This window comes from Streptomyces sp. NBC_01476 (assembly GCF_036227265.1).
In the GTDB taxonomy this organism is placed as follows: domain Bacteria; phylum Actinomycetota; class Actinomycetes; order Streptomycetales; family Streptomycetaceae; genus Actinacidiphila.
Map to the genome: position 1 here is coordinate 3023543 of NZ_CP109446.1, position 10596 is coordinate 3034138.

The 10596-nt window shown below is 72.1% G+C and carries 12 protein-coding genes; 5 read left to right on the top strand and 7 right to left on the bottom strand.

Annotation, left to right across the window (positions count from 1 at the left end):
* Positions 1-172: 172 nt before the first annotated feature.
* From OG552_RS13470 to OG552_RS13480, 3 genes are all read left to right on the top strand, one after another.
* Positions 173-1312, top strand: a complete 1140-nt coding sequence (locus OG552_RS13470; RefSeq protein WP_329132572.1) for a 5-(carboxyamino)imidazole ribonucleotide synthase — start codon at positions 173-175, stop codon at positions 1310-1312.
* Positions 1305-1844 carry a 5-(carboxyamino)imidazole ribonucleotide mutase gene (gene purE / locus OG552_RS13475; RefSeq protein WP_329132574.1) on the top strand — a complete coding sequence of 180 codons (540 nt, stop codon included), beginning with the start codon at positions 1305-1307 and terminating at the stop codon, positions 1842-1844. Before OG552_RS13470 ends, purE begins: the two co-directional genes overlap by 8 nt.
* A 178-nt stretch (positions 1845-2022) precedes the next feature.
* Positions 2023-3207, top strand: a complete 1185-nt coding sequence (locus OG552_RS13480) for a dipeptidase (protein ID WP_329132576.1) — start codon at positions 2023-2025, stop codon at positions 3205-3207.
* A 21-nt stretch (positions 3208-3228) separates the two neighbouring features.
* On the opposite strand, the gene OG552_RS13485 is transcribed toward OG552_RS13480, so the two are convergent.
* Together OG552_RS13485 and OG552_RS13490 are read right to left on the bottom strand one after the other, a co-directional pair.
* On the bottom strand, positions 3229-3987 hold the full coding sequence (locus OG552_RS13485; RefSeq protein WP_329132578.1) for an alpha/beta fold hydrolase: 759 nt from the start codon (positions 3985-3987) through the stop codon (positions 3229-3231).
* 52 nt (positions 3988-4039) lie between these two features.
* A complete protein-coding gene (locus tag OG552_RS13490) occupies positions 4040-4408 on the bottom strand; it encodes a VOC family protein (RefSeq protein ID WP_329132579.1) in 369 nt (122 codons plus the stop codon).
* Positions 4409-4541: 133 nt separating this feature from the next.
* Between OG552_RS13490 and OG552_RS13495 the strand changes: the two genes are divergently transcribed.
* Positions 4542-5156 (top strand): CGNR zinc finger domain-containing protein, encoded by a 615-nt coding sequence (locus OG552_RS13495; RefSeq protein WP_329132580.1) that lies wholly within the window; start codon positions 4542-4544, stop codon positions 5154-5156.
* 4 nt (positions 5157-5160) lie between these two features.
* Here the strand turns inward: OG552_RS13495 and OG552_RS13500 are convergent, their stop codons facing one another.
* The 4 genes from OG552_RS13500 to OG552_RS13515 all read right to left on the bottom strand — a co-directional run bounded on the left by OG552_RS13500 (position 5161) and on the right by OG552_RS13515 (position 8310).
* On the bottom strand, positions 5161-6435 hold the full coding sequence (locus OG552_RS13500) for an ATP-binding protein (RefSeq protein WP_329132581.1): 1275 nt from the start codon (positions 6433-6435) through the stop codon (positions 5161-5163).
* A gap of 12 nt (positions 6436-6447) precedes the next feature.
* Entirely contained in the window at positions 6448-7122 is a 675-nt protein-coding gene (locus OG552_RS13505) for a response regulator transcription factor (protein ID WP_329132583.1), read from the bottom strand.
* A gap of 180 nt (positions 7123-7302) precedes the next feature.
* Positions 7303-7800: an ATP-binding protein gene (locus OG552_RS13510; RefSeq protein WP_329132586.1), complete on the bottom strand. Its 498-nt coding sequence runs from the start codon at positions 7798-7800 to the stop codon at positions 7303-7305.
* A 141-nt stretch (positions 7801-7941) separates the two neighbouring features.
* The gene (locus OG552_RS13515) at positions 7942-8310 is read right to left on the bottom strand and encodes an STAS domain-containing protein (RefSeq protein WP_329132588.1); all 369 of its coding nucleotides are present in this window, start codon (positions 8308-8310) and stop codon (positions 7942-7944) included.
* Between the two features lie 226 nt (positions 8311-8536).
* On the opposite strand from OG552_RS13515, the gene OG552_RS13520 reads away from it, so the two are divergent.
* Positions 8537-9388, top strand: a complete 852-nt coding sequence (locus OG552_RS13520; protein WP_329132590.1) for an RNA polymerase sigma factor SigF — start codon at positions 8537-8539, stop codon at positions 9386-9388.
* A 4-nt stretch (positions 9389-9392) separates the two neighbouring features.
* Here the strand turns inward: OG552_RS13520 and hutI are convergent, their stop codons facing one another.
* Positions 9393-10595, bottom strand: coding sequence for an imidazolonepropionase (hutI, locus tag OG552_RS13525; protein ID WP_329132591.1), 1203 nt, complete (start codon positions 10593-10595; stop codon positions 9393-9395).
* Between the last annotated feature and the right edge of the window lies 1 nt (position 10596).

Below are 10596 nucleotides of genomic sequence, written 5' to 3' on the forward strand. Positions count from 1 at the left end.
GGTCGGGCTGGAGTCCGTGGCTCCCTCATGCTAGCCGCCCGGTGCGAATATACGGCGATCGAAGGGCGTTATTCGTCTGGTCGGACGCCGGATACCCTGGTAAGGCCAGTTTCGGTGGCCATCGATGCACTCGGCCCCGCGCACCAAGCGCCTCTTCCCGGCAGGAAATAACGTGACATTCCCCGTAGTCGGCATGGTCGGCGGCGGCCAGCTCGCCCGCATGACCCACGAGGCGGGCATCCCGCTCGGCATCCGGTTCCGCATCCTCAGCGACACCCCGCAGGACTCCGCTGCCCAGGTGGTGGCCGACGTCACCGTCGGTGACTACCGCGACCTGGACACCCTGCGCGCCTTCGCGGCGGGCTGCGACGTCCTCACCTTCGACCACGAACACGTGCCGGGCGAGCACCTGCGGGCGCTGGAGGCGGACGGCGTGGTGGTCAGGCCCGGCGCCGACGCCCTGGTGCACGCCCAGGACAAGGGTGTGATGCGGGCGCGGCTCGCCGAGCTGGGGGTGGCCTGCCCGCGCAACCGGATCGTCGCGGACCCGGCGGACGTCGCCAGGTTCGCCGCCGAGGTGGGCGGCTTCCCGGTGGTGCTGAAGACCGTGCGCGGCGGGTACGACGGGAAGGGCGTGTGGATCGCGCGGTCGGAAGCCGACGCGGCGGAGCCGTTCCGGGCCGGGGTGCCGGTCCTCGCCGAGGAGAAGGTGGATTTCGTCCGCGAACTGGCCGCCAATGTGGTGCGCTCGCCGCACGGGCAGGCGGTGGCGTACCCGGTGGTGGAGTCCGTGCAGGTGGACGGCGTGTGCGACACCGTGATCGCGCCCGCGCCCGGCCTGCCGGAGGCCCTTTCCGCGCAGGCGCAGGGGCTGGCGCTGACCGTCGCCCGCGAGCTGGGCGTGATCGGGCACCTGGCGGTCGAGCTCTTCGAGACCACCGACGGCCGCATCCTCGTCAACGAACTGGCGATGCGCCCGCACAACAGCGGGCACTGGACCATGGACGGCGCGGTCACCTCGCAGTTCGCCAACCATCTGCGCGCGGTGCTCGACCTGCCGCTGGGCGACCCGCGCCCTCGCGCTCCCTGGACGGTGATGGCCAATGTGCTCGGCGGCGACTACCCGGACATGTACGCGGCCTACCTGCACTGCATGGCCCGCGACCCGGGTCTGAAGATCCACATGTACGGCAAGGACGTGAAACCGGGCCGCAAGGTCGGACACGTCAACACCTACGGCGACGACCTGGCCGAGGTGCGCGGGCGCGCCCGCCACGCGGCCGACTACCTGCGAGGAACGATCGATGAGTAACGCTCCCCTTGGTCAGCCGCTGGTCGGCATCGTGATGGGCTCCGACTCCGACTGGCCGGTGATGGAGGCCGCCGCGCAGGCGCTGGAGGAGTTCGCGGTGCCCTTCGAGGTGGATGTGGTCTCCGCGCACCGCATGCCGCACGAGATGATCGCGTACGGCGAGCAGGCCGCCGGGCGCGGTCTGCGGGCGATCGTGGCGGGCGCGGGCGGCGCGGCCCACCTGCCGGGGATGCTCGCGTCGGTCACGCCGCTGCCGGTGATCGGGGTGCCGGTGCCGCTGAAGTACCTGGACGGGATGGACTCGCTGCTGTCGATCGTGCAGATGCCGGCCGGGGTGCCGGTGGCGACCGTCTCGGTCGGCGGGGCGCGGAACGCGGGCCTGCTGGCGGTACGGATCCTGGCGGCGCACGATCCGGAGCTGCTGGAGCGGATGCGGGAGTTCCAGGTGTCGCTGAACGAGCAGGCGACGGAGAAGGGCAAACGGCTGCGGGCGAAGGTGACCGGGTCCGCGGGCTTCGGCTTCGGGAAGTAGCCGGCGGCGGGCCCGGAGCGGTCGGCCTGGGCCGCGGCGGCGTTGACGGCGGCGTGCGGCTCGCAGGCGGTGCCGCAGCGGCGGCGGCCGGAAAGTTTTCCACAGCCTGCGGGGCCGGCGCCGGAGTTTTCCACAGGGCGAGAACGGGCGGTCGGCCCGATTCCCTACAGTGTCCGGCATGGACCTTCTGACCCGCGCCCGAGACCTGCTCGCCGCCCACCCCGTCGTGGACGGGCACAACGACTTGCCGTGGGCACTGCGCGAGCAGGTGTCCTACGACCTCGACCGGCTCGACATCGCCGCCGACCAGCGCGGCCGGACGCACACCGACCTCCCGCGGCTGCGGGCCGGCGGGGTCGGCGGACAGTTCTGGTCGGTGTACGTGCCCGCCGACCGGCTCGGCGGCGCCGCCGTGACCGCGACGCTGGAGCAGATCGACGTGGTCCGCCGGATGACCGAGCGGTACGACGCCGATCTGCGGCTCGCGCTCACCGCCGACGACATGGAGGCGGCCCGCGCCGACGGCCGGATCGCCTCGCTGATGGGCGCCGAGGGCGGTCACTCCATCGACTGCTCGCTCGCGGTGCTGCGGCAGTTCCACGCACTCGGCGTGCGGTACATGACGCTCACCCACAACTCCAACACGCCCTGGGCGGACTCCGCGACGGACGAACCCGCCGCGCACGGCCTCACCGCTTTCGGCGAGGAGGTCGTCCGGGAGATGAACCGGCTGGGCATGCTGGTCGACCTCTCGCACGTCTCCCCCGACACCATGCGGCACGCGCTGCGGATCGCCGAGGCGCCGGTGCTCTTCTCGCACTCCTCGTCCCGCGCGGTCTGCGACCACCCGCGCAACATCCCCGACGACGTGCTGGCGCTGCTCCCGGCCAACGGAGGTGTCGCGATGGCCACCTTCGTCCCCAAGTTCGTCCTTCCGGACGCCATCGCGTGGACCCGCGAAGCCGACGAGAACATGCGCACCCACGGTTTCCACCCGCTCGACACCACCCCTGAGGGAATGGTCGTCCAGCACGCCTTCGAGGAGGCCCACCCGCGCCCGGTGGCCACCGTCTCCACCGTCGCCGACCACCTGGACCACATGCGCGAGGTGGCGAGCATCGACCATCTCGGCATCGGCGGCGACTTCGACGGCACCGCCTTCACCCCGGCCGGCCTCACCGATGTCGCCGGATACCCCAACCTGGTCGCCGAACTCCTCGCCCGCGGCTGGTCCGACGCCGATCTCGCCCGGCTCACCTGGCAGAACGCGGTCCGTGTGCTCCGTGACGCCGAGTCGGCGGCAACCGTGCTGCAAGCCAAGCGCGGACCCTCGACGGCGACGATCGGTCAGCTCGACGGCTGATCCGGGGGGAGGACGGCGGGTTCAGCCGGCCGGAAGGCACTCGCGCAGGAAGCCGAGCAGTAGCTCGTTCACCTCAAGGGGCCTTTCCATGCTGGGCAGATGACCGGCCCAGGGCAGCTCCAGATGGCGGGCGCCGGCGAGCAGGCCGGGCAGTGCGGCGGCGATCTGCCGGAACTCGGCCAGGTCATGTGCGCCGGAGACGGCCAGGCACGGCGCCCGCACCGCGGTCAGGTCGGCCGCGTCCTCCAGTTGGTCGAACTCGGCCGCCAACTGCAGCTCGTACGCCTGCCGTTGCATCGCGCGCACCGCGTCGCGGGTGGCGTCGTCGGCGGCCGGTCCCACCCAGGTGTCGACCATCAGTCCGGCCGCCCCGTCGAGGTCGCCGGCCTCGATCAGGGCGTCCTCCCGGGCACCGGTCCCGCGCAGTTCGTCGGACGGCCGCTGTCCGGGCAGCCCCGGGCAGAGCAGCGCCAGCGCGCTGACGCGTTCCGGCCGGCGCGCCGCGATGCCCAGCGCGACGCGCCCGCCGTAGGAGGAGCCGATGAAGGCCGCCCGGGTGATGCCGAGTGTGCGGAGGAGTTCGAGTACGTCGTCGGCGTCGTTGTGCGGCCGGCCGGGCGCGGGTGACCGGCCGAAGCCGCGCAGGTCACAGAGGACCACGCGGTGGCCGGCGGCGGCCACTACAGCCCACTGCGGGTCCCACATGCGCCGGTCACAGACTCCGGAGTGCAGGAACACCACTGCCGGCCCGTCCCCGGCCACGTCATGAGAGAGCGTCATCCGGCCGACCCTACGCAGCGGCCCCTCGCGTGTCGTCGGATTAATCTCCGCTTCAGCAGGCGCAGAGGCAGAACGGGTGGCCGGCCGGGTCGGCGTAGACGCGCCAGTTGCGGCTGCCCTCCTGGTCGCCCTCCAGCAAAGTGGCGCCGAGGTCGAGCACCCGGCCCTCGGCGGCGTCCATCTCCGCCCGGGGGACGGCGATGTCGAGGTGGAACTGCTGCGGCCGGCCGGGGTCGGGCCAGGAGGGGGCCTGGTGGCCGGGAGCGAGCTGGAAGGAGAGGCGCTGCGCCCCTTCGCGGTTGAGGTCGACCCACTCGTCGTCCTCGGCGTCGACGGTGCCGCCGACGAGTTCGGCGTAGAAGGCGGCGAGGGCCTTGGGGTCGGGACAGTCCAGGACGACGGCGCCCAGCGTGCCGATCATGAGGAGTTCCTTCCGAGGGGCGGACCGGGGCAGGTCACCGTACTGCTGCACGCGCTGTCACGCGTTACCTGTATCCCCGTCCGCAGCGGTAACCGTTACTTCATGATGGCGGCTTGAAGGTAACGTGGCAAGCGTGGAACAGCCCGGAGAACGTCATCCCGCGCCCGCGCCACTGCGCCTGGTGCAGGACCTGGTCAACACCGTCGATCTGGAGTGCGACGCCGACCAGCTGCGGACTCCGGAGGAGCTGACCGTCTGGGCCGGCGCCCAGGACATCGAGGCGGGCGTCTTCGACGCGGCGGGACTGGCGGAGGTGCTGGCGCTCCGGGAGGCGCTGCGGGACGTCTGCTCGGCCCACGCGGGGGCGGCGGACGTGGCCCCCGAGGCACTGGAGCGGCTGAACGCGATCCTCGCGCGGGGGACCCTGCGGCTGGTGGCCGACGCGGACGGCGGGACCTCGGTACAGCCCGCCCCCGGCCTGACCGGCGTGCCGGCGCTGACCGCGCGGGTCGCGGCGGCCGTCGCCACGGCGACCGCGGACGGCACCTGGCCGCGGCTGAAGGCGTGCGCCTCCGACACCTGCCGCTGGGCGTACTACGACCGCAGCCCGGCCGGCCGGAGCCGCTGGTGCACGATGGCGATCTGCGGCAGCCGGGCGAAGATGCGCACCTACCGGCGGGGAAAGGCGGCCGGACGGGGCGGGCCCGGAAGCGGGCGGACCACCGGCGGGGCAGCAGCCTCCCGATGAGCCGCTAGCCGATGACCGGCTCGTCCGGCGGCGGCTGCCGGGGGGTGATCTCCTGGGCCAGGAAGAGGGCGAAGACCGGCGGACGCTGCTGGAGGAGTTCCAGCCGGCCGCCGTCCGCCTCGGCGAGGTCACGGGCGACGGCGAGGCCGAGGCCGGTGGAGTTGCGTCCGCTGACGGCCCGTTCGAAGACCCGGGCGCCGAGGTCGGGCGGCACGCCGGGGCCGTCGTCGGAGACCTCGACCACGGCCTGGTTGCCGGTGACGCGGGTGTGCAGGGCGACCGTGCCGGCCCCGTGCATCAGCGAGTTCTCGATCAGGGTGGCCAGCACCTGGGCGACCGCGCCCGGGGTGCCCACGGCCCGCAGCGAACGGCCGCCGGAGAGCACCAGGGTGCGGCCCTCGGCCTGGTACGCCGGGCGCCACTCCTCGACCTGCTGCCGGATGACCTCGTCGAGGTCGAAGTCGACGGCGGAACCCGAGCGGGGATCGCGGGAGTTGGTGAGCAGCCGCTGCACGACATCGGTGAGCCGCTCCACCTGGCCGAGCGCGATGCCGGCCTCCTCCTTGACCGCCTCCTCGTCCTCGGCGGTGGCCACGATCTCCTCCAGCCGCATGGAAAGAGCGGTCAGCGGGGTGCGCAACTGGTGGGAGGCGTCGGCGGCCAGCCGCCGCTCGGCGGTGAGCATCCGGCCGATCCGTTCGGCACTGGCATCCAGCACGTCGGCGATCCGGTCGAGCTCGGGCACACCGTAGCGGCGGTGCCGGGGCCGGGGGTCACCCGAGCCGAGCCGCTCCGCGGTCTCGGCGAGGTCGGTGAGCGGACTCGCGAGCTTGCGGGCCTGGCGGACCGCGAGGCCGACCGCGGCCAGCACCGCCAGCAGCGCGACGGCGAGGATCACCAGCAGGGTCCGGCCGATCTGCTGGCTGATCTTCGAGCGCGACTCCTCGACGGTGACCGATTCACCCCGGTCACCGCTCTGGGTGGAGGAGATGACCTTGCCGTGCGGCGGGTCGCCCAGATGGACCTCGGGGAGGCCGGGCACCCGCACCACCGCGTAGCGGTCGTCGGTGATCTGCCGGTCCAGACCCTTAGCGTCGACCGGCTCGTGCGCCAGCAGCCGGTTCTCCACGATGCCCACCAGCCGGACCGCCTCGGACTCCACCCCGTCCTGGGCGCTGCTCTGGATGGTCCTGGCCTCCACGATGACCAGCGAGATACCGAACACCGCGATGACGACGAGCACCACGGCCAGCGTGGAGGAGATCAGGCGGCGGCGCATGGAGGCGGCGGGTCAGTTCTTCTCGAACCGGAAGCCGACTCCCCGGACGGTGGAGATGTAGCGCGGATTGGCGGCGTCGTCCCCGAGCTTCTTGCGCAGCCAGGAGATGTGCATGTCGAGGGTCTTGGTGGACGACCACCAGGTGGTGTCCCACACCTCGCGCATCAGCTGCTCGCGGGTCACCACCCGGCCGGCGTCCCGGACCAGCACCCGCAGCAGGTCGAACTCCTTCGCGGTGAGCTGGAGTTCGTCGTCCCCCATCCAGGCGCGGTGCGACTCGACGTCGATCCGTACGCCGTGGGTGGCGGGCTGCGGAGCCTCGGTGGTGCCGCGGCGGAGCAGGGCCCGGACCCGGGCGAGCAGCTCGGCGAGGCGGAACGGCTTGGTGACATAGTCGTCCGCGCCGGCGTCCAGGCCGACGACCGTGTCGACCTCGTCGGCGCGGGCGGTGAGCACCAGCACGGGAAACGTGTGCCCCTCGACACGGATCCGGCGGCATACGTCGAGGCCGTCCATGTCGGGCAGCCCCAAATCGAGCACCACCAGGTCGACCGCGCCAAGCAGCGCGGTCTCCAGGGCGGTGGGTCCGTCCTCGCGCACCTCGACCTCGTAGCCCTCGCGGCGCAGTGCGCGTGCCAGTGGCTCCGAGATGGATGCGTCGTCCTCGGCGAGAAGTACGCGGGTCATGGGCTTGATGGTAGTCCGCACGGGGCACCCGCGAGTCGGTGGTGCGTACAGGGCTGTGGACAACCTTCGGCGAGGGCCTCGGCGAGCGGTCTTTCGGCCGACTGGCCAGGGCCGGGAGCGGTGGCGGGCCGGTGATCGAGGACGACGACGGGGAGTCCCGCTTCCCGGCCCTGCCGGACTCTAGGACGGCGCGGCCAGCTCCGCCCAGACGGTCTTGCCCGGCCGGCCGTCGGTGCGGATCACGCCCCAGTCGAGACAGAGCCGCTGGACGATGAACATGCCGTGTCCGCCGGGGCGGCCGGCGCGGTGCGGGGTGCGGGGCGCGGGATCACCGGGGCCGCCGTCCTCGACCTCCATCCGGAGCGCCTTGGGGCTCCTCCACAGCCGCAGCTCCTCGGGGCCGCCCGCGTGCAGACAGGCGTTGGTCACGAGTTCCGAGACGACGAGCAGGACGTCCTCGGCCGCTGCCCTGCGGTCGGCGGTGGCCGCCGGGAGCCAGCCCCAGTCGTGCAGCGCCTGCCGGGTGAAGTCCCGGGCGCGGGGCACGATGCCGCTCTCTCCGGACAGCGTCAGTCGCCTCACCGGCTCCGGCGCCCGCGTACGCACGTCGGGCTCGCCGTCGGAGCCTCCCGTGTCCGGGCCGCTGTCATCCGCGGCGTAGGGCCGGGCGGTGCTCATCAGGGCCTCACCTCACGGATGTCCAACTGTGATCCGACAGTCTTCTGCCCGGTCGATCTCCGGGAACACGTCCGGAGCGACGGCAATGCTCGTACGCTCCGGCGAAGGTCACACACGCCATCGCCCCCCGTCCGCACCCCGCTACTCCTGAAGTGCCTGGTCAAGGGTTTCATGCAGGGTGAAGACGGCTTCCGCCCCGGTGATCTCGAAGACTCGGGCGACCGTGGGCCGCATCGCTGCCAGATGCACCGCGCCCCCGATCGCCTCGACCCGCAGACGTGCGCCGAGCAGCACGTTCAAGCCGGTGGAGTCGCAGAACGCCAGATTCGCGCAGTCGATCACCAAGCGGGTGACACCGGCGTCGACCGCGTCATTGAGTGGGTCGGCGAGCACGTCCGCGGTGTGGTGGTCCAGCTCACCCGACGGTGTGAAGACCGCCGTGTGACCGACCTGCCTGACCTCGACGCGCAGCCTGCCCAGATCGGCTGTGCCGACCGCCTCGCGGTCCATGTGTGCTCCTTATTGCATCCCTGGTGACGCGCTTACGACCCTACGCGGTCGACGGGACTCACGGTAGTCACTACGTTTTCCGCACGTTTCCCGCACGTCCTCTGCCCGCCGGAACCCGCCGCGAACTTGCAGCGGCCGACCGAAGCGGGTAGGGGTTGAGGTACGGCATTCGAGCGGCCGAGCCAGTCTTGGCTGCCAACCGCCGACGCAAGGAGAGGGAGAGCACATGACACCCCGGCTCGGCCTGGATCACCAGCAGGAACAGCTCGCGGGTCTTGAGGGACTCCCGGAGATCCCCGCATACGACGAGATCGGTGCGGTCGACGCCCGCGCCCTGTCGAAGACGCTCTTCGCCCGCCTCCAGACGCTGGAAGAGGGCACCAGCGACTACTCCTACGTCCGCAACACGCTGGTGGAGCTGAACCTGGCGCTGGTGAAGTTCGCCGCGTCCCGGTTCCGCACCCGCAGCGAACCGATGGAGGACATCATCCAGGTCGGCACGATCGGCCTGATCAAGGCCATCGACCGGTTCGAGCTCAGCCGCGAGGTGGAGTTCCCGACCTTCGCGATGCCGACGATCGTCGGCGAGATCAAGCGGTTCTTCCGCGACACCAGCTGGTCGGTACGGGTGCCGCGGCGGCTCCAGGAGCTCCGGCTGGACCTGGCGAAGGCCGGCGACGAGCTGGCCCAGCAGCTGGACCGTACGCCCACCGTGCGGGAGCTGGCCGACAAGCTGGACCTGCCCGAGCACGAGATCATCGAGGGCATGGCGGCGAGCAACGCGTACACCGCCAGTTCCCTGGACGCCCAGCCCGCCGAGGACGACCCCGAGGGGGCCCTGGCGGACCGGATCGGCTACGAGGACCACGACCTGGAGGGCGTGGAGTACCTCGAGTCGCTGAAGCCGCTGATCGCGAGCCTGTCGTCGCGGGACCGGGAGATCCTGGCCCTGCGCTTCGTGGGCAATCTGACCCAGTCCGAGATCGGCGAGGAGCTGGGGATCTCCCAGATGCACGTCTCCAGGCTGCTCACCCGGACGCTGTCGCGGCTGCGCCGGGGGCTGATGGTCGAGGAGTGACCCGCTACCCGGCGGCCGGACCCACGGACTTCCCGGCCCGCCACACCGCGGCCGTCAGGGGCACTCCCGGGCGGTAGGCGAGGTGGATGTGGCTGGGGGCGTCCAGCAGGTGCAGATCGGCGCGCGCGCCCGGTGTGACCGTTCCGACGTCGGTACGGCGCAGGGCGCGCGCGCCGCCGTACGTGGCGGCCCGCACCGCCTCGTCGGGGGTCATCCGCATGTCCCTGACCGCCACCGCGACGCAGAAGGCCATCGAGCTGGTGTAGGACGAACCGGGGTTGCAGTCGGTGGACAGCGCGACGGTGGCGCCTGCGTCCAGCAGGCGGCGCGCGTCCGGGTAGACGGCGCGGGTGGAGAACTCGGCTCCCGGCAGCAGGGTGGCGACGGTGGTGTCCGCCGCGCTCGCCAGCGCGTCGACGTCCGCGTCGGTGAGGTGGGTGCAGTGGTCGGCGGAGGCGGCGCCGAGTTCGACCGCGAGCCGGACGCCGGGGCCGGGACCGAGCTGGTTGGCGTGCACGCGGGGGGTGAGCCCGCGGGCGAGGCCGGCGGTGAGGACGGCGCGGGCCTGGTCGCCGTCGAAGGCGCCCCGCTCGCAGAAGACGTCGACCCAGCGGGCGTACGGAGCGCACGCGTCGAGCATCTCGCCGGTCACCAGGTCCACATAGCCGGCCGGGTCGTCCGCGAACTCGGGCGCGACGACGTGGGCGCCGAGGTAGGTCACCTCGTCGGTGTGCCCGGCGGCGATCCGCAGCGCACGGACCTCGTCGTGGACGGTGAGGCCGTAACCGGACTTGGTCTCCATGGTGGTGGTGCCCTGGCGCAGGGCGCCGGCGAGATGACGGGCGACGTTCGCGGAGAGTTCTTCGTCGGAGGCGGCGCGGGTGGCGGCGACGGTGGTGCTGATCCCGCCCGCGGTGTACGGCAGGCCGGACATCCGGGCGGCGAACTCGGCGCTGCGGTCACCGGCGAAGACCAGGTGCGCGTGGGAGTCCACGAAGCCGGGGAGCAGGGCCCGGCCGTCCGCGTCGACCCGATTGTCAGTGGGGGGTGCTTTGCTGGAAGCACCGGTCCACACGACGCGGTCACCGTCGATGACGACGGCCGCGCCGTGGACGACACCGAGCGGATTCGCGGGAGTGGAGAGGGAGGGATCATTGGTGACCAGGCTGCCGATGCTGGTGATGACCGTGCTGGTGCTGGTCGTCATC

Excerpts from the sequence above, each read along its gene's own strand:
- purE (WP_329132574.1), top strand. The coding sequence starts at position 1,305 with ATGAGTAACGCTCCCCTTGGTCAGCCGCTGGTCGGCATCGTGATGGGC.
- OG552_RS13480 (WP_329132576.1), top strand. The coding sequence starts at position 2,023 with ATGGACCTTCTGACCCGCGCCCGAGACCTGCTCGCCGCCCACCCCGTC.
- OG552_RS13485 (WP_329132578.1), bottom strand. The coding sequence starts at position 3,987 with ATGACGCTCTCTCATGACGTGGCCGGGGACGGGCCGGCAGTGGTGTTC.
- OG552_RS13490 (WP_329132579.1), bottom strand. The coding sequence starts at position 4,408 with ATGATCGGCACGCTGGGCGCCGTCGTCCTGGACTGTCCCGACCCCAAG.
- OG552_RS13500 (WP_329132581.1), bottom strand. The coding sequence starts at position 6,435 with ATGCGCCGCCGCCTGATCTCCTCCACGCTGGCCGTGGTGCTCGTCGTC.
- OG552_RS13505 (WP_329132583.1), bottom strand. The coding sequence starts at position 7,122 with ATGACCCGCGTACTTCTCGCCGAGGACGACGCATCCATCTCGGAGCCA.
- OG552_RS13510 (WP_329132586.1), bottom strand. The coding sequence starts at position 7,800 with ATGAGCACCGCCCGGCCCTACGCCGCGGATGACAGCGGCCCGGACACG.
- OG552_RS13515 (WP_329132588.1), bottom strand. The coding sequence starts at position 8,310 with ATGGACCGCGAGGCGGTCGGCACAGCCGATCTGGGCAGGCTGCGCGTC.
- OG552_RS13520 (WP_329132590.1), top strand. The coding sequence starts at position 8,537 with ATGACACCCCGGCTCGGCCTGGATCACCAGCAGGAACAGCTCGCGGGT.
- hutI (WP_329132591.1), bottom strand. The coding sequence starts at position 10,595 with ATGACGACCAGCACCAGCACGGTCATCACCAGCATCGGCAGCCTGGTC.